Consider the following 23,086-nt stretch of genomic DNA (forward strand, 5'->3'; position numbering starts at 1 on the left):
ATCCTTACGCATATATTCGTCTTGTACCTTTAGAGCTACATCACGAATACCTATTCTAGCAGGGTTAATTACATTCTGAAGTTGTTCTACGGCCACCGCTGGCAGATACTCCTGAGTAGTACCAGGGTAACCAAAGACCATTACAAAATCATCCTCCTTTATCCCTTTGAGAGAGATAGGGAAAAAGTGCTTAGGCTTGTAAGGTACATTCTCTAGAGAATACTCGGCTGGGCGGTTGTTCTTATCGGCATAGACACGGAAAAGGCTAAAATCCCCTGTATGGCGTGGCCACACCCAATTATCGGTATCTGAACCAAACTTACCAATAGAAGAAGGGGGGGCTCCTACTAAACGTACATCCTTAAAGGTCTCAGTAACAAAGAGAATGTATTGGTTACCATAGTAGAAAGTCTTTACACTATTCTCTTGCCAAGCCTCTTTGGGGGCAGTTTTGACCACCTCAGCTATATTTCGCTCAATGAGTTTGGCTTTTTCTTCCTCATTGGTAATGCCTTCTGTTCCTTGGAGTACTTGCTGGGTAACATCTTCTATACGAACGATAAAGGTTACTTTAAGATCCTTGTTAGGCAGCTCTTCAGAGAGGTTCTTTGCCCAAAAACCATGTTCCAAATAGTCGTTCTGAAGGGTAGAATGTGCCTGAATCTGCCCATAACCACAGTGGTGATTGGTCAGTAGCAGCCCCTTATCGGAAATAATCTCAGAAGAACAACCTCCATTAAAGTGAGGTGCCGCATCCTTGAGACTCGACTTATTGACGCTGTAAATATCAGCTACAGACATTTTCATACCTAAGGTTTTCATTTCCTTGGCGTTCATCCCTTCCAAAAGCGAAGGAATCCACATACCACCCTGCTGTGCGTGGAGCACTATTGCACTGAGAAACAGGGCTATTCTTAAGAATCTCTTCATATAGTATTGTATTTATTTTAGTTAATAGGTGACAGTTCTCAGTAAAATCAGTATATTAATTATGGTAACTATTCCTCATAAATGTCTCTTTTCCATCTTCCTCCTACAAACTCTCTATTGGCACACTCGCCATAATCAAGATCAAAAACATCATTGAGAGTAGGATCAACTTTTATTAGTTCTTCCAAGGACACTAATTTCCAATCAGGTTCTCCCGAGGGAAGAAAAAACCAATGGCCCTCTTTATCATGTATCACCTCTACAATAGGTTGCTGATTTTCTAACCAAGCTGACGTTGTGAATACAGGACAGAGTTTGTCTTCTCTGAATTTGAAATCAGCATTCCTATCTAAGAGCGGTTGTAAGTAGATAAGATCTTTTCTGAAATCTGATTCATATGGGAATATTCCTTTGTCATCAGGCCATATCAGTTGCAAAGCAGGAAAATCGACTGTTTGGTAATAACTAATTGCCTGTCCAAAATAATCAGGGATATTACGCTTATCCACTGTTAAGAATTGTACAGGATATTTTTCTAATATATCATGATAATTCCTACCTATTTCTATCAGTTCTTTTTTTATTACTTCAGACACTACAGTATTGAGTATAGTATGGAGTATATCTATAGGCAATCCTAAGGAAATAAGTTCAGGATGCTTGTAGCTTTTCCATAGACCTACAGTATAGGCAAAAGATGGCAAGTAATTGGTTTGTGGAACCATTATTACCTCAAAACCATACTTTACAATATCATCTATTAGTTTGTTAGAGTATTGATCTGACATTCGCTAATTTATTGATTTGTTACTATCTCTAAGATCACTGTCCATTGCTTACTGCTCCCTGACTACTGACAATTTTATAGAGTTTGTCAGAGGGGCGGGTACGAAAGTCGGTAAAAAAAGTACATGAATCACCTTTTTTTGCACTATCAGCAAGGACATCATTCACATACATATCCTCCAAGACCAATTCCTTTACCCCTGTAGTAGGGCCAGTGATAAGGAGCTTGTCTCCTCGCTTGATATCAAAGGCCTCAATCTTAAACTCAGAGATACTTGTCTTTGGAAAAAAGTGCATCGCCTTACCTATATATACCTTCTTTTGGGTGGCTTGTGAACCTGGTACTCCACTCCACTCACCTAATTTCTGACCAAGATAATAACCTCCCCAGAAACCGCGATTATATACAGTGGCGAGTGCTTCCATCCATTTCTCTACCTTTTCCTTGGTATAAGTTCCTTCATAATAAGCATCTATCGCCTCACGATAGGTACGAATTACGGTCGCTACATATTCAGGAGCACGTCCTCGGCCTTCTATCTTGAGCACCTTAGCGCCTGTATCAATTACTTGATCTAAGAAATCCAAGGTACAGAGGTCTTTGGGGGACATCATATATTCGTTGTCCAACTCTATCTCAAAGCCACTCTCTTGGTCTATCACTGTATATTTCTTACGACAGTTCTGCTTACATGCGCCCCTATTAGCGGAGGAGTTATGTGAGTGTAGGCTTAGATAGCATTTCCCAGAAACCGCCATACATAAGGCACCATGTCCGAAAATTTCTATCTCGACCAACTTACCAGAAGGCCCTTTGACCTGCTCTTTCTCCACCTGCTGACATATCTTCTTAATCTGACGCAGAGAGAGTTCTCGGCTCATAACCATCGTATCCGCAAAAAGCGCATAGAACTTAACTGTCTCTATATTAGTGATATTGATTTGTGTAGAGATGTGTACTTCCATTCCTATTTGTCGGGCATAGGCAATCACTGCCTGATCCATAGCGATAACCGCTGTGATATCGGCCTCCTTTGCCTTGTCCAATAAGGTTTTGATAATAGAAAGGTCATGATCATAGATGATCGTATTGAGAGTAAGGTAAGTACGTACATGTTTCTCCTTGCAACGTCGGGAGATCTCTTGCAAATCGTCCAAGGTGAAGTTGATACTGGAACGTGCCCTCATATTGAGCTGTTCCACTCCAAAATATACAGAATCAGCCCCATTGTCCAAGGCTGCTTGTAAGGATTCAAAGCTCCCTGCAGGAGCCATCAGTTCTATCTTTCCTGATGAAGTCATTAATTAGTTATTAATTATCAATTGTTAATGATATTTATCGTTTGTCATTATAGAAGTCCATGATTACATTCCTATGTAGGAGGGTATCTTTGGAGGTTTCTATCTGTTGCTCCAATTCCTCTGGAGTGGATTTTGGATTCTTATAGCCTAAGTAGCGCTTCATCAGCTCTCGATAGAGAAGTTGGGCGACCTTCTTAGTCCCTCGTGCATTGAAGTGGGTATAGTCCTTTCCTGCCAAAGGAGGATTTGCCTTTACCCATTTGAGCATAGAGCCTTCGCCTCCCATCAACTCATAGAGATTGATAAAACCTGCTTGGGTATCTGCTGCATAGGCCTGTTGCGCTAAGGAAAGCGGTACCACCGCTGTATCAGTCTTCATCTCAGTTCCATACTTAGAGGACTTATCGGCTGTAGAGACAATTAAGAAAGAGGCCTTGGGGAAGCAGGTACGCAACTGTTCTACCACCTTGGTCATACCCTTCTTATACCAACTATAATCTAAAGAGCCATAGTTGAGTACATTAGCCCCGAAGTGTAGCACAATAAGATCATAAGTACCTAAAGCTGTGTCAAAGTCTCGCATCAAAGCTGTGTTAAACAAAGAAAGTGGCAGCCCCGAATTACCTCTGCTGGAAAAGTTATCCACATGTACTCCACTCATATTGGCAGAGTTGATCCCATAGATAGGGATAGAATCTGCCTTAATGAAATTAAGACGTACCCCTTTTACATTTCCTTCTGACAAAGTAATGGTATTGAGCAACTTATTTGCTTTCAAAGGTTTCACTACACGTGCCGTATCCCCTGGATAACGAATCTCCACATAAGCCTCACTATTACCTGATTTTCCATAGAACAAGGTAGGGGCATACATCTGGGAGATATGTGCCTGCTGAGAAGCTCTATATTCTACCCAAGCAGGATTCCCCCTAACGAAGAAGACCTGCCCAGCCACCCCAAAGGGACGGGTAGGACGTTTTACATTCACATAAGACTCTCTTTTCCAATTATTTGAATATGTATGTCGCACACTCCCTCTAGAGGCAGCCGACTCGGAAGTAATAGGCAAGAAACCAATCCCATTTCCTCCGAAATTCGTTTGGAAAAGTGCTCGTAAGTCCTGTACGATAAAATCCCCATCGGTCATGGAATCTCCAAAGTAACCAATACGTATATGTCCTTCCCCAGTACGTTCCAAGTTCTGTAATTTCTTAAAGAAAGGACTCAGATTATCCCCTTCCTCTTTGGAAGAAGTTTTTACCTTCCTCCCTGAAGGAGTTGAGGTATCTGAAGTAGCAAGGCTATCATGAGGTTTGTTATCCAAGACCTCCTCTATATCCTTACCAGCGAGTGCTTCGAGCATCAGACTATCCACTACTATATTGGTAGAGGAAGTACCTTCTGGAAAGATACGTGTAGGCAAATAAGGCTTTAACCCTACAAAGATGAGGGTTGCCAAACATAAAATATAAAAAGATTGCTTAAAATAAGATTGATTCACAGGGAATAAAGACTATAAAAAACCAAGGGACAAAAATACGAAATAATTGTCAATGGCTAATTGTTAATTATCAATTATTTTTGTTTTGATAGTTACGCATCACCCCAGAGGCGAAAGGAGTCCATACACAAGAACGTATTCCACTGTTTTTGAGCATCTTATTTGTCCAACTATTACAAGTAAAAAACAGTTGATAGTGTCCATGTGCTTCGTAGAAAGCATCGGTATCTCCATAAACAGCATCGGTAGGTACCAGTACTCCCTTTCCCTCCTGTAATACAAAGGTTTGCGTGATAAGAGCTACCAACTTCTTATATTGAGCAGCGCTAAGAGCAATGGATACCGCTTCTTCGTCAGCAGGGATTTGGTCATAGAAAGTAGCATGCATAAGGGTACCACCTTGACCTGTAACCGCCTGAAAGGCAGTAGTAAATTTCAGGTCTGCCCAAGTAGGTGTTTCCAAGTAGAACTTTCTACACCCCCAGCCTAAAGCGATATAGCGACTTTCACCTTTGCCTCGGGTATCTTGCTGACTAACTATTGTCTGCCAATCGAAGAAATCATTCTTGACGGGCATAACAATATCGGTATGTGCCCCATTGGACAGCAACCAAATGGTTTCTTCCTTCTGTGAGACTTCTTCCGTATTGACTGCTATACGAGAGAGTACTGCTGCTGAAAGTAGATAAAGCAACAAAAAGGCTATGAAGCCTGCTATGCTATAACCGAGGTATTTTAAAGTTTTGAGAAATATTTTCATCAAGCAAATTGTAAATGTTGTAATTCCTTACCAAATGCTTGTAGATGATTTTGTATTTTTTCTACAGTTTTGGTACTTGGTTTACGATACCCTTGTACATATTGGCTCAATTGTGCCTGATTAACTCCTGTGAGTCTTTCAAGACCTGCGAAACTAAGAATATGAGAATAATGTTGTAAGAATGATGGTAGGTCATATAAGAACTCAAAAGTAGTCTCTTGAAACTCTTTTCCTTCTTCCTCATACAAGGCTTTCATATCTGTATAGGAAAGTTTAAAATCCTCTATGGCTTCCTCTACCGTATCTCCCTCTCCTATAATTCCATAGTTAAGCGTATCATCTTCTAAATCTATGTATACGCTGTAAGTGCCATCTGCAACTCTCTCAATGAATGCTTTTACTTTGTTCATAATATTTGTTTTATTTTTTTATTCCAGCGGCTTTCAAAATACTACTAAGAGTTCCTGTAGCCACTTCTTTACTTTTATGATTACTCAATCTAAATTTTTTATCTGTTATAGGACTATACCACACAGGATGTCCATTCGCCTGTTTATCTGTATCATAACAACCTGCTTCCCGTAGTATCTTTTCCAACTCTGAATATTTCATAAAATTTTCTTTTACGCCTACAAAGATAATGCTATTATTTTAAATAGCAAAATATTTTTCATCCTTTACAAATTTCCATTTCTTCTTCAAGCCACTGAGAGAAAGGCATAAGATCCGTATCCTCTTCCCATTCCTCAGGAGGAACATCAGAATAGAACACCCCAAACTGATCTTCTTCGCCCAATACAAATCCTGCCTGATGACCTACATTGGGATAGCAGACTAAAAGGATATGAGGGAATAAATAGACACCTGTCCCCTCGAAGACCTCTTTAGCATAGGATTCCCATTGTTCTGGTGCATAGAACTGGTCGGAAAAACCTCTTTCGTCTTCAAAAAGAGTGCAAGCCCCCAAGGTAAGGAGGAAAGTTTTGAAGTCCTCAGGTAGGCGAACGTTATATTGTTGTTCAAAGCTGGCAAGTTCTTCCTCGGTAACCTTTGCTTGTTGGGTAAAGCGATACATTTCATTGCCATAATGAATAGGTTTGCCTGCACTTTGTTGCAATAGGTTTTGTAGTATTGTAAGGTTTTCTTGAAAGGTACTCATGATTTTCTATTTTTCTGACACGCTATGCTCTCTTATATTCATTGAGCAAACGCACTAGTTGGTATACTAAGGTTACTGGTTTTTGTTGGTGATAAGGCAAGTGTTTTTGCCTAAGATATAATTTTTCAGCACGTACAATAGCTTGTGCTTCAGAGGAATTATCATCCTCTTGTAATAAAGTATAGAGTTTCTTACAGAAGTCAATCTTTTTGCCATTCTTCACATAATTCATCTTAAAACATTTTCCCAATTGCTCATAGTAATATTCTCTGTTCTGAGTGCTTTGTATATCTTTATAATGTAGCAATAGCCATAATTCAAAACAATCATTGGAATAAGCCACATTATAGCCCAAGGATTTAGCCTTAGCTATGGATTTATCAAAGAGAGTAAAGTCCTTATGAGTATTTACATCCATATCAAACACACACCATACTTCATCAAAGGCAAACCCCTCTTCCTTTAAAATATCCTGAGTAGCTTTTACCAAACTCATCTTGGATTGTCCTTGTAGATTAACACATTTCACCGATAGAGAAATAACAGGGAATTTGCTAAAATAATATTCCTCTGTTTGTCCTTCACAGACTATCAGTATAGTTTTATGGGCTGTTCTAATAGTATCATACTGATAACTATTTTTACGTTTTTCCCAAGGCTTTGCTTGGTCAGTAACCTTTATAGCTTTGGCTTTCTTGTCCATATTGGTTATGAATTGGTTACTAATTCTGAAAAGTCTACCAAAGGGATAGCCCCATATTTACCATGTATATAATCCTTCTCAAAAGAGTCTTCAGCACGTATGCCATTTATTTGAGCTAAGCTATATAAGTGACTGGCGCCTTCTTTGTCTTTCTCAACAAACTCAATTTGGTCACGCCTTAGAAGATTATTGGATAGCAAAGAGGTGCCGTGAGTGACAAAAATGAACTGTGTTTGCCTATTTTCTTCTGAATTGAATAACTGTACTATACGCTTGGTCAGCATAGGATGAAAACGCGCATCAAACTCATCAATTACCAAAGGACGTCCCTCCTTTACCGCTTCATAAATGTAAGGACTCAACTCGAAAAGCTTACGAGTACCCTCTGATTCATATTTCTCAAAAGAAAAAGTTCCGTGAGATGAGTCTCCCAGAAAATCTTTTTTGGAAACAAGCAGCAAGGATTTTTTTTGTTTCTCAAAATCAATACCTTCATCAAGTTCTATAAGTTCCAAATCACTGATCGAAGTATCTCCCTTTTTTAGCATATTAATAATAAATGCTTTCTTATGAGCATCTGCTAAGGCTTCTTTTGCATAACTCATCATTGCTGGATTACTTAATCCACTGATTATATTGATACTACTCAGATTGCTAATAATACGCTTGGATATTTTCCCAAAGCCAAAAGAAGCTAATACTGTAAGAAATAAATTAGTAGGCAAAAGCATTTCTTCCCCTTCGCCCCCTTGCTGAGTGAGGTTCATATAGATAACTCCTTCTGCAAAATTTGTCTTATCTATCTCAATGATAGCATGATCCTCCCGAATAAAATAGCACAATTCTTGTTTTTCTTCTTTTCCATAGAGCCATTCGGAGGTGATTTCGCCTTTTTTGACTTCAAAACCATAGCGATATCTTACCTCATCTATCCAAAAAATCATCTGGAAGAAAGCGGACTGGTTTATAGTTTCAGTACTAACAAAGGAATTCATAAGGGAGAGTACCTTATTATCTTTCACAGAATCAGATACAATTTTTAAAAACGTATCCAAAGCCTTCACCACATTACTTTTTCCACTAGCATTCGCTCCATAAATAGCTTTTGTTTTTAGGAAAGCACTGCCTTTGTAGTTAAAGGTATGTGTAGGCTCCAAAGCCATATCCTTGGCTGAAGTTAGTGGTGCTTTGGAAAGACTTAGTGTTTGTATTTCTTTGAAAGAACGGAAGTTGCCAAAACTAAAATCTTGCAATATGATCATATTATTATTTTTGTGTGTTACTGGCAAAAATACAAATAAGAAATGATTTGACAAAATATTTCTTAGGATAAGCTCTATTGATAGCGTCCCTTATAAACTTCTTTGGCTATCTGTGTGTATTTTGTTATGAAATCAGTCTTATGAGCCGTATAAGCATCCCTATCATGTTCATAAGGTTTCCACAAGGAAATTTTAAGCGCCTCATATTGCCTTGCCACTAACAAATGTTCCTGCAAATAGTCCCGAAAATACAACTCATCATTATCTCCCCAATAGCGCAAATGTAAGTGAAATACCTTATCTGAAAAACCTTGTAACGTATATCCTTTGTTAAAAGAGATCCTCGTAGGAGACTCATTCATACAGAGATAACCTGCCTGAAGAAGCACTTCCTTTATCTGTGAAAGTGGAGTGGTCAAATCCAACTCCACTAATATATCTATAATCGGTTTTGCCCATATTTCACCAATGGCAGTACTGCCTATATGACTAATCCTAAGCACCTTATCAGATGGTAATCGCTGCTGAAGAAATGACTTTTCTTCTTCAAACCATTCTTTCCAAAGTGGGTTAAAAGGCGAAAGAATAATGGGAAATAGTTCCCATAGTTCTGCGAGCGACATCCTGAGCAATGGATTGGTCTGTTCATCATTGGTCATTAGTAATTTACCTTTATGTTAGTGCGCCTCCAACCAGTTATTTCCTGTTCCTATCTCCACGATAAGAGGAACAGATAGTTTGTAAGCCAGCTGCATTTCCTCCCTGATGAGTGGGGTTACCACTTCCAATTCAGCTTTGGGAACATCAAAGAGCAATTCGTCATGTACTTGTAGGAGCATTCGGGTAGCCAATTTTTCCTTTTCAAGGCGCTGAGCGATACGTACCATTGCTATTTTGATGATATCAGCAGCACTTCCCTGTATAGGGGCGTTCACTGCATTGCGTTCGGCAGCACCTCGGACAACTTGATTGCGTGAATACACATCAGGCAGATAACGACGGCGACCTAAGAGGGTCTGTACATACCCATGTTCACGGGCAAAGAAAAGCTGTTTTTCTATATACGTCTTTAGCTTAGGGTAAGTCTGGTAATAGGTATCAATCAGTTCCTTACTTTGACTACGACTTAGGGAGGTTTGCTGGCTTAGCCCGATGGCTGATACCCCATAGATAATCCCAAAGTTAACCGTCTTGGCATGGCTACGTTGCTCTTTGGTTACTGCCTCCAAGGGTACTCCAAAAACCTTGGCAGCGGTAGAGCGGTGGATATCCTGCCCTTGAAGAAACGCCTCTATCATGTGGTCTTCCTCACTTAGTGCTGCAATGATGCGCAGCTCTATCTGAGAATAGTCGGCCGAAAGGAGGGTATAGTCCTCATTGCGAGGTACAAAAGCCTTTCTGATTTGGCTGCCTCGTGGTGTACGAATAGGAATGTTTTGCAAATTAGGTTGATTGCTACTAAGCCTACCTGTGGCGGTTACTGCCTGCATGAAGGTCGTATGAACACGCCCTGTACGTGGATTCACTTCACGAGGAAGCGCCTCTATATAAGTGCTTTGTAGTTTCTGCAAAGCACGGAATTCCAATACATTGGCAACGATAGGATGCTGGGAAGCCAACTCAGAGAGCACCTCCTCAGAGGTTGCATATTGTCCTGTCTTGGTCTTTTTCGGCTTGGAGAGCAACTTCAACTTCTCAAAGAGAATATCCCCCAACTGCTTAGGTGAAGAGAGGTTAAAGGACTCCCCTGCTTGATCAAATATAGCTGTTTGTAACGCTATCAGATCGGTATTGATCTCCTTAGAAAGCTCCCCAAGGAAATGGGTATCTAGCCGAATTCCTTCGTATTCCATTTGTGCCAATACTTGTACTAAAGGCGCCTCTACCTCCGTAAAAAGTTGAGTCATTTGGTCTTTTTCCAACAATGGGAGAAAAGTATGCTTGAGCTGGAGCGTTACATCGGTATCCTCCACTGCGTATTCCTTTTGCAGTTCAGCAGATACGGAACGCATAGTAAGCTGCCCTTTGCCTTTTTTTCCTATAAGAGTATCTATGGCAATAGGGGTATATTCCAAATAAGCCTCCGCAAGTAAGTCCATGTTGTGGCGCATATCTGGATTGAGCAAGTAATGGGCTATCATAGTATCAAATAATAGACCACGGACAATAATCCCATAATTGGTCAATACTTTCAGGTCATACTTAAGATTTTGTCCTATCTTAAGTATATTTTCTGCCTCAAAAAACGGTTTCAATACCAAAAGCCATTGTTTTGCCAAGGAGGAATCCTCAGGAAAGAGGATATAATACCCCTTATGTACCTCCCATGAAAGGGCTAAGCCCACTATCTGTGCCTCCATTTCATTCAAAGAAGTCGTTTCTGTATCAAAACACACTTCTTTTTGTGCTAAAAGTTCAGGTAATAAGGCTTCTATCTCTGCTTGAGTTGTGAGTAATTGGTATTGGTGAGGTACATCCTTAATCGTTTTAAGTTTTTTGGTAGGAAGTACTTGAGAAAGCGCTGATGTTGTAGCTACAGGAGAGGTGAGTCCCGCCAAAGAAAACAAATCGGGCTGAGCAGCAGGAGCCACCCCAAAGGCTTTTTGTAGGGTACTGAGCATAGTACGGAACTCCAATTCCTCAAAGATAGGTTCTATCTTGTCCATCTGAGGAGCGGAAAGTTCAAAATCCTTTTCGTCAAAGGTGACAGGCACATCCAAGAGGATACGAGCAAGGGTTTTGGAGAGTAACCCCTTTTCCTTATTAGCCTCAATATTCTCACGGAGCTTACCCTTGAGCTTATCTGTATTGGCTAAGAGGTTTTCCATAGAGCCAAATTCCTTAAGGAGCTTTTGGGCTGTCTTCTCGCCTACCCCAGGTAGACCAGGGATATTATCCACCGCATCGCCCATCATACCTAGAAGGTCTATCACCTGCTCAGGTCGTTCCACTTGAAAGTTCTCTTTGACCTCTTCTACCCCCCATATCTCCACCTCATTCCCTCCACGAGCTGGCTTATACATAAAGATATTAGGGGACACTAACTGACCGAAATCCTTATCTGGAGTTACCATATATACGGTATATCCTTGTTTTTCAGCCTGTTTGGAAAGGGTTCCTATTATATCATCCGCCTCATAGCCTTCCTTTTCAAGAATGGGAATCTGCATGGCCTCCAAAATCTGATGAATATAAGGAATGGCTAGACGAATTGCCTCTGGAGTCTCATCGCGATTGGCCTTATATTCGGGGAAAATAGCCAAACGTTGCTGACTTCCTCCCTTATCAAAGCATACAGCCAAAAGGTGAGGTTGTTCCTTTCGGATTACCTCCAACAAGGAGTTCATAAACCCTACGATCGCAGAAGTATTCATTCCTTTGGAATTGATACGAGGGTTCTTGATAAAAGCATAATACCCTCTGAATATCAAGGCATAAGCATCTAAAAGAAATAATTTTTTCATCTCAATATATTCTTTTTAAAGAAATACCTTTGGTAAAAAGACTTCACCAAAGGTATCTCCAACAAAAACATAAAAATTCACAAGCACAGACTAGAAATTGGGCATCACAAATGTATGAATAGTGAAATTATCCTCAATGGCCTTGTCTCCTAAGTTAGAGAAAAAGCTGCCTGAACCATACTTGATATCATACTGTGTACGATTGATTACCACAGTAGAGGCAAAACCTTCTACGGCTGTTCTGAGTAATTCAACTGTTATAGGCTTGGTAATCCCCTTTATAGTAAGATCCCCCTCAGCCTTGTAGCCTGCTTGTGTTTTAGTTACCTTCTTAAGCACTAAAGTAGCCGTTGGAAATTTCTTTACAGCAAAGAAATCATCGGACTTAAGGTGCTCTTCGAGCTTTGCTTTCCCTTTAACATCCATACCCTCGTCAGTAACAGTTAAGGTGTTCATATCTACTACAAAAGAACCTCCTATAAGTTCATTATTCTTGTAGGTAAATTCCCCTGAGCTAAAGGTAAGGGTACCCTGATGAGCTGCACCCACTACTTTTTTAGCCTCCCATTGGAGATTGCTGGCTTGTAAGTGGAGTTTTTTAGTTTGTCCCATAGCTACTGTTGCTATGAGTAATACAAAAATGCTTAGTAAATTTCTCATAAGAATTAGTATTTATCACAGGGCAAAGGTAGTAATAAAAACGGAATAAACAAGAGAGAAGCTAAAAAATTAATTGGACAATATAGCGTCCTCGAACTCTACCTTAAAGTTTTCTGTTACATATCGTTGTATCTTATCCTTATGGGCTTCATCGGAATAGAGTAAGACCGCCTTTAGCTCTTTGTGCTGCGCAAGGAAGTCCTTAGCTTTCTCTATGCCCCCCAAGGCCATGAGTGTAGTAGCGTAGCCATCGGCAAGCATGGCCGAAGGTGCTATCACAGTAGCACTGAGCAGGTTACTTGGTTGTGGGCGACCTGTCTTGGGATTAAGGGTATGCACATATTTCTGCCCTGTAAGAGAATCCGTCCAGAGCTTGCGATAATTGCCCGAAGTAGCTAGTCCACAATCGGTTAGTTCCACCGTCGCAACAATTTCCCTGTCTTCATCAGGCTTTTGCAACGGATTGTCTATGCCTATCGTCCAAGACTTGCCCTTGAGGGTATTTCGCCCATGAATGACTATTTCACCCCCTACCTCTACAATAAAATTAGTAATCTGTTTAGAGAGGAAATAACCAGCAATTACATCGGAGGTATAACCCTGCGCTATTGCATTGAAATTCAACTGTATATTAGGATTATCTTTTTCTACAAAAGTATCCTTAGGGGTAGTTGCCACATGTACCTTATCCATACCTGTTAGAGCAAGCAAACTATCTATTTGCTTTTGAGTAGGAGGGGTATGATTTTCCTTTTTCCCAAAGCCCCAAGCGTTGATCAGTTGCCCTATGGAAGGGTCAAAGATACCATCGCTCTGCTTATATATATCCATAGAGGCCGACAGCACTTTCTCAAAATGAGAATCTATAGGTAGGTGTTCGCCCTTGTTAATCTTGGTTATCAATGAGTTATCTATATAAGTAGACATAGATAGGTCTATCATCTTCAGTATAGAATCCACCGCCGTCTTCTCTATGGGCTTCTGAGCTATATAAGTAATGCCATAGGTAGTGCCTTGTGCCTCTCCCCGTATGTAATAAACATTTTCTTTGGACATTTGCTGACAAGCAACGGCTACAACTGCCGCACATAAAATGTATAGGTATTTCATTTATTCAATCTTTAATAATCCTCTAAAATCCACTTGGTAGGACTTACCTTGCTCCAATGGTGCCAAGGGATTGGCTACATCATAGAGTCCTACCCCAGCCCAATAGGTATCGGCTTGGTGTTCCTCGGCTTTCTGGCGTACTTTCTCCATAAAGGCAGGGTCATACACATCGGGGTCATCCCCCTGCAGAATAGGGCGTACGATGATAAAACTCTTCTTCCCTTGGGGGTCTATACAGACAAACTGTGGGTTCTTCTTGCGATCACTATTGACCAACAGAAACTCCCAACCCAGCTCCTGCAAGGCCTCTCCTACGATATTCATCGCTAAATTATGTAATTCTTGTTCGGTTAATGGCATTCTTAATTGTTAATTATCAATTGTCAATTGTTAATAGCTGATTACTAAATACCGACTGGCTTCTAGACGTTCAAAAAGACTTCTGCAGGTTCTGTAGGCACTCCTTTTGCTTCTTCTATTGCTTGTAAGTCCTCTAAATCCTCTAATTCTTCATATAATTGAGCTATTTTCAAAAGTTCTTCGTATTCGTCCTTCCTGACCAATAAAAGATGATTTCCTTGCTCAAGCCAGCAAGTAACAGAGTCTGGCTACTGATCAAAGGGCAAATGTACGAAATTAATAGAGAATTACGACGAAAAACTGTTATTTTTTTGTACCTTTGTCTTCTCTAACAAACCGTCCTATCATGCCAAAAGACAGCTCCTTTACCTCCTTACTATTTGCTTTACAAGATGTCCCCTATGGTGATTTCACCCATAAGCTCATCCCTACCCTCTCCCGTGAGCGTATCATCGGGGTACGCCTGCCTGCACTACGCAAAGTAGCCAAAGACCTCACTAAGCAACAGCCCAAAACCGTAGCGCAATTTCTCAACTCACTTCCCCACTACTACCATGAGGAAAACCTATTACATGGCTTTCTTATAGAACAAATCAAAGCCTTTGACCAGGCAATCGCGTATACGGAAGCCTTCCTGCCCTATATAGACAATTGGGCGGTGTGTGATACCTTTTCTCCTAAGCTCTTCCAAAAGCATCCCAAAGAGACCTATACCCATATCCTCCAGTGGCTCAAAAGCCCACAGCCCTACACCATTCGCTATGGCATAGGGCTGCTGTTGTCCAATTACTTAGATGACTACTTTGAGAGCGAAATGCTCTCCCTTGTCGCCAGTATCCAGTCGGACGAATATTATGTCAATATGATGATTGCTTGGTATCTTGCCACTGCCTTGGCCAAGCAGTATGAAGCAACCCTGCCCCTTATCCAAAGCCAAACCCTCTCCCCCTTTGTACAAAACAAAACCATCCAAAAAGCCCGCGAAAGTAGGAGAATAACTCAGGAGGTGAAGAATTTTTTACTTCAATATAAATTACCTATTTCATGAACCTCTGGCATATACAACTACACCCCACTGGGGCTACTGCTTGGACAGCTGAAGACACCCGTAGCATAATCGCTACGGGCTATATAGGTTGTTCAGGGAAGGCTGTACAGACTTTCGAAAAGCTCCTTGTAGGCGATTTGGTGTTGGTACGTTATGGGGCACAAGTAGTGGCGTTGGCAGCAGTGGAGGATACGCCTCGCTTGTTGCGGGATTATGAAAAACACCCCTTGCACTGGTTTACCCATGGTTGTCGGGTTAAGCCCCTTGCCTACTATGACCACCTAAAAATAGGCGGTCGTGGCTGGTACCTACCCACTACACTCCAGCAGATAAAACCTGAGAATGAAGTAGCTTACACCTTTGTAAAGGACTTATGGGAAAAGACAGATACTCGCCTGCTCTTTTCAGTAGATTTCAACGAACTAATGGCGTATGATTTGGTACTATTTTCTCAAAAAGATGAGCGAGAGAATGTATGTGGAGAGCCTATACCCTTATACGAAGGATTAAAAGTAGATATCTATACAGACGACGGAGACGACAAGGGTAACCGTGATGACCTCGTTGCCAGTGGCTATGTAACGGCAAATAGGACAGGATACTATCCTTATGTAAAATGGTGTTGTCAAATAGATGAAAAAGGCATTCGCAGTGAGTCTGAAGTGAAATAAGAATTATTTGCTATTATATCTCATGAAAAAGTTGTATATTTGCCCCACAAATACTTACAAATATGCAGTATACTATTGACATAGATCCTATTATTCTCCAGAAAGCACAGCTCTATGCACAGGAAAAAGGCATAGATTTCAACAAATATGTGGAAAAACAGTTGACCCCTTCTCGTGCTCAGGGGTCAAAAAAAACCCTTGTAGGACTCTTAGGAGTTATCGTAGGGATATTAGCTTTATTTGTTTTTGTAGCCTCTCTATTGCCTCTCTTAGGAGAAATAGCTTTTGTAGGAGGGGTTATAGTCATTTTATTATCGGGAGTAGGGCTATATTTTGCTTTCATCTATGGCTTAGCTAAGGGAGTACTTATTCTTTCTCTATTGGCTTCTGTAGCTGCTACAGGGATTTCTATCAAAAAATTTATTGATTATAACCAGAACAATACTTCTGAGAGTCATCATGGAGAATCTAGTCATGGACACTGGTGGGGTGATGATGATTAAAATCGTATATTTGCACCCATATTACTAATCACTAACCACTAAAAACTGACATCATGCAATACACTATAGACATAGATCCCGTTATACTTGAAAAGGCACAAAACTATACTAAAGAAAAAAGAGAAAAAGGTGACTTTGACAAAGCTTTAGATGCTCTTATAGGAGTTCTTTCTGAAGAGGATTTTGAAAAAAAAGATACTGATAAAGAAGATTTTACAGATATTATTTTAGAAAAATACTATTCGTTAGGATGAAAAAAATATTTGTAGATACTAATATTCTATTAGATTTACTCTTCCAGCGAAGAGGTTTTTTCTTAGATGCAAAAAGATTATTTAACTATAGTAAAAGTAGAAATATAGATATTTTTATTTCTGCTATATCTATTAACACCATCTATTATCTGCTACAAAAGAAATTTACTAAAGAACATTCTAAACATTTATTAGAATATATTTATGACATTACAGATATTCTCCCTTTTGACGAGAATATCATCTTCTTAGCCCATCAATCCTCTTTCAAGGATTTAGAAGACGGCTTTCAGTATTTTACCGCCAAAGAACACCATATCCCCTTTCTCATCACTCGCAATATCAAAGACTTTGCTGTGGACGACCTCTCTGTACTATCCCCACAACAGTTCTTAGAAATCATGGCAAAGTGATTTTCCACCTATTGCTTCCAAAACTTCTTAACTTGGGAAAAATATAAATCCCAAAACCTCTCTTAATTCAGATAAAAATAGTATTTTTGCCCCTTGTAAATGATATTTATATATGTCTGAAAAACATCACTACAAGGGGCTTACTGATGCCCAAGTTGTTGAAAGTCGCCAAAAGTATGGCGAAAACACCTTCACTGCTGTGGAGGGTGAACCCCTCTGGAAACAGTTCTTAGAGAAATTTACTGACCCTATCATCATCATCTTATTGGTGGCTTTGGTCTTTTCTTTTGGCGTTTCTTTCTACGAATATACGGTACATGATACGGGAATCCACGCTTTCTTGGAGCCTGTAGGCATCCTCTTTGCGATCCTCTTGGCCACTGGAGTCGCTTTCTACTTCGAGCAAAAAGCTAACAAACAATTTGAAATCCTCAATCAGGTCAATGACGATATTTACTACAAGGTCATTCGCAATGAGCGTATTACCCAAGTGCTAAAGAAGGATATTGTCGTAGGGGATATTGTAATTATTGAAACTGGAGAAGAAGTGCCTGCTGATGGGGAACTGCTAGAGGCGGTATCTCTACACCTGAACGAATCCACCCTGACAGGGGAACCCCTCATACACAAGAGCACTCTCCCTGAAGACTTCGAGTCAGAAGCTACCTACCCTACCAACTATGTATGCCGAGGTACTTCGGTGGCCGATGGACATGGTATCTTTGAGGTAAAGAAAGTGGGTGATGCTACTGAATACGGCAAAGTGTTCGAGGGCGTACAGATAGATGATTCTGTAAAAACACCTCTCAACGAACAGTTAGACAACCTAGCCGACCTAATTACCAAAGTAAGCTATGGGATTGCAGCCCTTGTCATTGTTGGGCGATTAATCGTTTATTTTGCTGATCCTACCCAAAACTTAGACAATCTTGATTGGGTTTCCTTTGGTGGATACCTACTTAATACCGTAATGATTGCCATTACAGTGGTAGTAGTAGCCGTTCCAGAAGGGTTGCCTATGAGTGTTACGCTAAGCTTGGCGTATAGTATGCGCAGTATGATGGCTACCAATAACCTCGTGCGCAAGATGCATGCTTGTGAGACCATGGGGGCTACTACAGTCATTTGTACCGACAAAACGGGTACGCTTACCCAAAACCAAATGACTATCTACGAAACATACTTTAATCAGCTGTCAGATAGTTCCTTAGCCGGACGACTCATTGCAGAGTCTATGGCGGTCAACTCCACTGCTTACCTTGACTTCTCCGACAAAGACAAACCTAGTGTGTTAGGCAACCCTACCGAGGGGGCACTGCTACTCTGGCTCTATAGCAAGGGTACCAACTACCTGCCTATCCGAGAGGAAAGTGAAGTATTACAACAACTTACCTTCTCTACCGAACGCAAATATATGGCGACCCTCATCTATTCGCCTAATTTGAAAAAGAATATCTTATACGTAAAAGGAGCCCCTGAGATTGTGATGACTTTCTGTCAGACAGATGGAAAACTAAACTCTACTATCTCCCAAGCCGATTTTGAGGCGAAGCTACTCCAATACCAAAACCAAGCGATGCGTACCATTGGCTTTGCCTACAAAGAAATAGATGATCCTAAGGCTATTATCTCCGAAAATGGTAAGTTGGTAGTCAATGGGTTACAGTTTATCGGTATTACTGCTATTTCTGACCCTGTGCGTCCCGATGTGCCTGCAGCTATTGAGGAATGTATGCAAGCAGGTATTCAGGTAAAGATTGTAACAGGTGACACCCCTGGTACTGCTAAGGAAATTGCCCGACAGATACGTCTGTGGGATGAGAGCTGTACCGACTGCAACCATATCACTGGGGCTGAGTTTGCCGCTATGAGCGATGCTGACCTCTTGGAGCGTGTAGGTGACCTTAGGGTCATTTCTCGTGCGCGTCCGCTCGATAAGGCTCGTTTGGTGAATCTGCTCCAACAAAAGGACGAAGTCGTAGCTGTAACAGGCGATGGTACCAACGATGCCCCTGCGCTTAAGGCGGCTCAGGTAGGTCTTTCCATGGGTGATGGTACCTCCGTAGCCAAGGAAGCCAGTGATATTACCATCTTGGATAACTCCTTCAGTAGTATCGGAAAAGCGGTCATGTGGGGGCGTTCTCTCTACCTAAACATCCAGCGCTTTATCCTCTTCCAAATGACAATCAATGTAGCCGCTTGTATCATCGTGCTTATTGGGGCCTTCCTAGGGGTAGAATCGCCCTTGACCGTCACTCAAATGCTATGGGTAAATCTTATCATGGATACTTTCGCTGCCTTGGCATTGGCCTCCTTACCTCCGAGCCATAGTGTAATGTATGACAAGCCTCGCCCACGCAAGGCAAATATAATTAGTCACCCTATGGCAAAAGGAATTTTTGGGGTAGGTGGATTCTTTGTACTCTTGCTCTTTGGATTTATCCAATACTTTAAAAATGAAGACATTACCACCCTTGCACAATTCTCTTTAGGGGACTACTTCAGTCATTTCTTCCATTTTGGAGCACCTAAGGGAAGTCTGTCGCCTTATGAACTTTCGTTGTTCTTTTCTATTTTTGTGCTATTGCAGTTCTGGAATATGTTCAATGCTAAGGCTTATCGTACTGGCAAAAGTGCTTTCCATAACATAGGCAAGAGTCAAGGTTTCTTGATGATTGCGGTAGCCATTATCTTAGGACAGATCTTTATCACTTCTTTTGGGGGTGAGATGTTCAGCGTTACTCCACTCAAATTGGTAGATTGGGCAATCATCATCGCTGCAACTAGTGTGGTATTATGGATAGGCGAAATCCGCCGAGCAGTGGGTAAAGGGCAGTAAGTCAGTGGTCAGTTGTTAGTTGTTAGTTATTAGTTGTTAGTTGACAGAAGACAGTGGGCTGGCTAAATAGTAAAAACCAACTCTTAATAATTAACAATCAATGATTGATAATTAACAATTGACAATTAACAATTAACGATTGTTTTTTGTACCTTTGCCTCCTCATAATAAAGGGGTCTCATAGTTCAACGGATAGAATAGAAGTTTCCTAAACTTTTGATCCAAGTTCGATTCTTGGTGAGACCACTTTTTAAAAAACTATCTTGATTAACCTCAAGATAGTTTTATTTTTTCTCCAAACTAATCTTACTCAAAATAAAATTAATAGGTATTGCCAACAAAACACCTATAGGAAGTGATAGTAATGCTATAGAAAGAGCTGCACTGATATAAAAAGACGACATATATCTTTGTACAAAGTAAAAAATCTCCTGATAAGCATAACAAATACTCCAAATAATAGGATAACGTATAGGAGCTACGGTAAGTTCCTCCTCTCCATAAAGAAAAAAGCCTATAAAAAAGACAATCAACACCAACAACAGAAAGCCCATGATGTAAAATAGTCCAAAATCCTTTAGCAACTTACACTTCATCAGTTCCTCATAAATTAATTACTATATTGCAATTGAGTTATTTGAGATGCTGGGGTACTTCCCCTATGACAAAGGTATGTTTGCCCTTATCGGCTATCTTGGTGATTGTCTCTAAGTATTGGAAAAACTTGATATTTTCATCGCCCTTCATCAATTCAGAAGCATTCTTGAGTGCTCTGGCGGTTGCCACAGCGGTACGCGCATTTTCAAGTTCGGAGGTAGCACGTATTTTACTCTCCAAGACACGAGAAAAGAGGTCTTGTACGCTCTTGGGGAAGGTGATATCTATTAGCTGTGCTTTTATGATCTTAAGCCCCAAAGCCGCTACTTCATTGCAAAAATCGGCTTCCTTGAAGTCAGTAATATCATTTCGGCATTCGTTTAGCTTTTCACTGGTAAAGGCTGATATCTTCTGGCGTAGCAGCACTTGTGCGGCCGCTGCTATTTGTTGTTCAGCTACCGAAAAATTACTCTCTTCTACACCAAAATTATCAGTGAATAGCTTGGCGTTGTCTAATTTGTAAAGCAAGTAAAACGAAAAGCGCAAAGCAATATTATCTGCCGTGAGTACCTCCTGATTCACGACCCTTACACTTCTGAGCTTCTGTGATAGGGATATGATATGCACCTTCTCCCACGGACTGAACTTATAGATGCCCGCAGGTAGTTCCTTTTGAAAAACATTCTTCTTAAACAGTAGCCCCACACAACCTGGCGCTACTTCTAATTCTTTGTAAAACATATAGATACAATTGATGATTCGTAAAATAAGAAAGAGAAGACCTCTAAAGAGCGGGAAAGCTTGATTGAGCCTTTCAAAGAGCGAAAGGTGGTATCCTCAGCCTTGCAAACGCTCCTTAGAGTGAGCCACAGCTCTGTCTTATCTTTCTTCCCAAATAAATAAATGATTTTTTTGGAGTCATCTTCCCCTTTTGTTGTCCGCAATACCTTATTTTGATAGGAAGACGATGTATATAATAAGTGGCGGTTTGTTTTCCTCTGCAAATATACGATTAAAAACCGAAAAGACAATCTCCTATGTAAGTGATTTTTCTTTATACCCCCAACAGCTGGTAAGCCATAGAGCTAAGAGTATAAGTGTGATGAATAGAATGGTTTTTATCATAAGAATAGGTTTTTATTTAGGGTGTCCGATAGCAATTACTCCCATGCGTTTTTTGTATAATGTTGCCAATAGAAAAATATAGCCATCTTCTGCATAAGCAAATTTAGGGAAAGCAGGCAAATAGAAATCTGTAAGTTCTTCAACTGTCCAAGTTTTTCCCCTGTCATAACTAAAACGATAATAGGACACAAAAACATTTTCAGGGTCATACATATATTCACACATCATATTCCCATAGACCACTCCCCAACCATTTTCGAAAGGTACCTTTTCTTCGGTATTCAAATAATATAGAAAACCTTTTGTTCCTTGACCCCCTCTCTTGTAACAAACTACAAAAGGCTCTTTACTTTTTTCATCAATATTAATGTAGGAATAACCTTCTATATCAGTAGAAGTTGCTATCTTTTTTACTACTTGAAAAGAGTCTTCTTTTGTTAAATTAAAAGATTTCAAAAAACCGTTATCAGTCATATAGTATATTTCATTTTCTGACTTAAACCAACCATTAGCTAAGGGATCATATTCTGTTTTTATTAATCCTTTTGCTGTATGCCAAGAGATACCTCCATCAGAAGTGTATTTGTATTGCGAGGTTTCATTTGTTCTATCATAAAATCTAGCGATCCCTATTTTTTCAGTATAGAAATAAATTTTATCTATCTCTGTATTTTCAAAGAAAGCTATCTTTTCCCAAGTTTCTCCAAAGTCTTTAGACTGATAGATAGTAGTATTTATAATAGGTTTATTGTTTTCAAATACTTTATTTTGTAGGACGATATATAATGTTTCTTTCACAAAACCCCCTTCCGTTATAGTCCCTTCCCCTAAAGATGTTTTAGTGAAAGTAGTACCAGAATCCATACTTCTGTAGATAACAGAACTAGGATTCACTATCCCCTCAATGCTATTACTATTATCTCCTAACAAGAAAAATATATCTTTATTATAGGGGAGGATTTGCTTGAAATTGTAATTGTCAATAGGGTCAGGAAGTTGATCTTTATCCTTATCACTTCCTAATTCAATATCGTAAAAGTTTATAAATTTCCATTCCATTTGCGATTTTGATTTCATATTTTCGTCTTTGGGGGTGAACATAGAACAAGAGGTTATGAATATGGCTGAAAATAGCATCCCTATTTTTGGTAAGTATGTTTTCATTTTTCTATCTACTTATTAGTTATCAAAAGGTGGTGCATATTTTTGATCTGCTTCCCCTATGTCAATTAATTTAGGTTCTATAAAAGCCTCTTTCCCATTATCTCCCACTAAACGAACTGTAAGATAAGAATTGATGCGATTTATTCGAATATCCAAATGCGCTTTTACTTCATCAGGATGTTCTCCAAACACTTTTTTATAGGCTTTTAAAATATCTTCCCAATAAAACTGAAGCCCCACTCCATATTTTATGACATCTTCAGCTTTATAAGTAAAACGTATTTCCTTATACAAAGGAAGTTTTCTTATATTGTGATACAATTCTTGGGGAGCAAAAACATCTTTTTGTCCCTCTAAGGCTATAAAGTCTGTGAAGAAAAAGGTATCTGCTTCTCCATTCCAATACTGATAATCTACATCCCCTATTTTCCCATTAGGAATTTCAAAAGTAGGATACCACTGATACTGATTGTCC

24 protein-coding genes, 1 tRNA gene and 1 pseudogene are annotated in these 23,086 nt (G+C 40.0%); 7 read left to right on the forward strand and 19 right to left on the reverse strand.

The window, feature by feature from the left end; all coding sequences use genetic code 11:
* From Q0625_RS07670 to Q0625_RS07740, 15 genes are all read right to left on the reverse strand, one after another.
* The coding region (locus tag Q0625_RS07670; protein WP_298825392.1) for a S46 family peptidase at positions 1–930 on the reverse strand (930 nt) is incomplete at its 3' end.
* Between the two features lie 68 nt (positions 931–998).
* Positions 999–1,718 carry a DUF4262 domain-containing protein gene (locus Q0625_RS07675; protein WP_298825393.1) on the reverse strand — a complete coding sequence of 240 codons (720 nt, stop codon included), beginning with the start codon at positions 1,716–1,718 and terminating at the stop codon, positions 999–1,001.
* A gap of 34 nt (positions 1,719–1,752) precedes the next feature.
* Entirely contained in the window at positions 1,753–3,018 is a 1,266-nt protein-coding gene (locus Q0625_RS07680) for a peptidase U32 family protein (protein WP_298825395.1), read from the reverse strand.
* A gap of 34 nt (positions 3,019–3,052) precedes the next feature.
* The gene (locus Q0625_RS07685) at positions 3,053–4,519 is read right to left on the reverse strand and encodes a hypothetical protein (protein ID WP_298825398.1); all 1,467 of its coding nucleotides are present in this window, start codon (positions 4,517–4,519) and stop codon (positions 3,053–3,055) included.
* Between the two features lie 70 nt (positions 4,520–4,589).
* Positions 4,590–5,279 carry a TIGR02117 family protein gene (locus Q0625_RS07690; protein WP_298825401.1) on the reverse strand — a complete coding sequence of 230 codons (690 nt, stop codon included), beginning with the start codon at positions 5,277–5,279 and terminating at the stop codon, positions 4,590–4,592.
* A complete protein-coding gene (locus Q0625_RS07695; protein ID WP_298825403.1) occupies positions 5,279–5,689 on the reverse strand; it encodes a helix-turn-helix domain-containing protein in 411 nt (136 codons plus the stop codon). Before Q0625_RS07695 ends, Q0625_RS07690 begins: the two co-directional genes overlap by 1 nt.
* 10 nt (positions 5,690–5,699) lie before the next feature.
* A complete protein-coding gene (locus Q0625_RS07700) occupies positions 5,700–5,891 on the reverse strand; it encodes a type II toxin-antitoxin system HicA family toxin (protein WP_034544111.1) in 192 nt (63 codons plus the stop codon).
* Between the two features lie 58 nt (positions 5,892–5,949).
* Positions 5,950–6,438: an SMI1/KNR4 family protein gene (locus Q0625_RS07705; protein WP_009416532.1), complete on the reverse strand. Its 489-nt coding sequence runs from the start codon at positions 6,436–6,438 to the stop codon at positions 5,950–5,952.
* A gap of 22 nt (positions 6,439–6,460) precedes the next feature.
* The gene (locus Q0625_RS07710) at positions 6,461–7,141 is read right to left on the reverse strand and encodes an RloB family protein (RefSeq protein ID WP_298825415.1); all 681 of its coding nucleotides are present in this window, start codon (positions 7,139–7,141) and stop codon (positions 6,461–6,463) included.
* Positions 7,142–7,146: 5 nt separating this feature from the next.
* Entirely contained in the window at positions 7,147–8,403 is a 1,257-nt protein-coding gene (locus Q0625_RS07715; protein ID WP_298825417.1) for an ATP-binding protein, read from the reverse strand.
* A gap of 74 nt (positions 8,404–8,477) precedes the next feature.
* Positions 8,478–9,062 (reverse strand): GrpB family protein, encoded by a 585-nt coding sequence (locus Q0625_RS07720; protein ID WP_298825420.1) that lies wholly within the window; start codon positions 9,060–9,062, stop codon positions 8,478–8,480.
* 18 nt (positions 9,063–9,080) lie between these two features.
* Positions 9,081–11,867 (reverse strand): DNA polymerase I, encoded by a 2,787-nt coding sequence (gene polA / locus Q0625_RS07725; RefSeq protein ID WP_298825422.1) that lies wholly within the window; start codon positions 11,865–11,867, stop codon positions 9,081–9,083.
* Between the two features lie 90 nt (positions 11,868–11,957).
* Complete coding sequence (locus tag Q0625_RS07730; protein WP_298825424.1) at positions 11,958–12,527, reverse strand: YceI family protein; 570 nt, start codon at positions 12,525–12,527, stop codon at positions 11,958–11,960.
* A gap of 69 nt (positions 12,528–12,596) precedes the next feature.
* Positions 12,597–13,637 (reverse strand): FAD:protein FMN transferase, encoded by a 1,041-nt coding sequence (locus Q0625_RS07735; protein ID WP_298825425.1) that lies wholly within the window; start codon positions 13,635–13,637, stop codon positions 12,597–12,599.
* On the reverse strand, positions 13,638–13,997 hold the full coding sequence (locus Q0625_RS07740) for a Na(+)-translocating NADH-quinone reductase subunit F (RefSeq protein WP_298825426.1): 360 nt from the start codon (positions 13,995–13,997) through the stop codon (positions 13,638–13,640).
* Between the two features lie 346 nt (positions 13,998–14,343).
* Here Q0625_RS07740 and Q0625_RS07745 point away from each other — a divergent pair, with 346 nt between their 5' ends.
* The 7 genes from Q0625_RS07745 (at position 14,344) to Q0625_RS07775 (ending at position 19,971) form a co-directional block, all read left to right on the forward strand.
* Entirely contained in the window at positions 14,344–15,045 is a 702-nt protein-coding gene (locus tag Q0625_RS07745; protein ID WP_298825427.1) for a DNA alkylation repair protein, read from the forward strand.
* Positions 15,042–15,716 carry a hypothetical protein gene (locus Q0625_RS07750; RefSeq protein ID WP_298825428.1) on the forward strand — a complete coding sequence of 225 codons (675 nt, stop codon included), beginning with the start codon at positions 15,042–15,044 and terminating at the stop codon, positions 15,714–15,716. Before Q0625_RS07745 ends, Q0625_RS07750 begins: the two co-directional genes overlap by 4 nt.
* A 62-nt stretch (positions 15,717–15,778) precedes the next feature.
* Positions 15,779–16,219, forward strand: a complete 441-nt coding sequence (locus tag Q0625_RS07755; RefSeq protein ID WP_298825429.1) for a hypothetical protein — start codon at positions 15,779–15,781, stop codon at positions 16,217–16,219.
* 53 nt (positions 16,220–16,272) lie between these two features.
* On the forward strand, positions 16,273–16,473 hold the full coding sequence (locus Q0625_RS07760) for a hypothetical protein (RefSeq protein WP_298825430.1): 201 nt from the start codon (positions 16,273–16,275) through the stop codon (positions 16,471–16,473).
* Positions 16,470–16,886: a PIN domain-containing protein gene (locus Q0625_RS07765; protein WP_298825431.1), complete on the forward strand. Its 417-nt coding sequence runs from the start codon at positions 16,470–16,472 to the stop codon at positions 16,884–16,886. Before Q0625_RS07760 ends, Q0625_RS07765 begins: the two co-directional genes overlap by 4 nt.
* 112 nt (positions 16,887–16,998) lie before the next feature.
* Positions 16,999–19,725: a calcium-translocating P-type ATPase, PMCA-type gene (locus Q0625_RS07770; RefSeq protein ID WP_298825432.1), complete on the forward strand. Its 2,727-nt coding sequence runs from the start codon at positions 16,999–17,001 to the stop codon at positions 19,723–19,725.
* 174 nt (positions 19,726–19,899) lie between these two features.
* Positions 19,900–19,971 (forward strand) — tRNA-Arg (locus Q0625_RS07775).
* Positions 19,972–20,009: 38 nt separating this feature from the next.
* Here the strand turns inward: Q0625_RS07775 and Q0625_RS07780 are convergent.
* The 4 genes and pseudogenes from Q0625_RS07780 to Q0625_RS07795 form a co-directional block, all read right to left on the reverse strand.
* Positions 20,010–20,321: a hypothetical protein gene (locus tag Q0625_RS07780; RefSeq protein ID WP_298825433.1), complete on the reverse strand. Its 312-nt coding sequence runs from the start codon at positions 20,319–20,321 to the stop codon at positions 20,010–20,012.
* A gap of 37 nt (positions 20,322–20,358) precedes the next feature.
* Entirely contained in the window at positions 20,359–21,063 is a 705-nt protein-coding gene (locus Q0625_RS07785; RefSeq protein ID WP_298825434.1) for a slipin family protein, read from the reverse strand.
* 396 nt (positions 21,064–21,459) lie between these two features.
* Entirely contained in the window at positions 21,460–22,611 is a 1,152-nt protein-coding gene (locus Q0625_RS07790) for a hypothetical protein (RefSeq protein WP_298825436.1), read from the reverse strand.
* A 15-nt stretch (positions 22,612–22,626) separates the two neighbouring features.
* Positions 22,627–23,086 (reverse strand): annotated as a pseudogene (locus Q0625_RS07795) (hypothetical protein); the annotation flags it as partial.

Origin of the sequence: uncultured Capnocytophaga sp., assembly GCF_938029845.1 — a bacterium.
GTDB lineage: Bacteria > Bacteroidota > Bacteroidia > Flavobacteriales > Flavobacteriaceae > Capnocytophaga.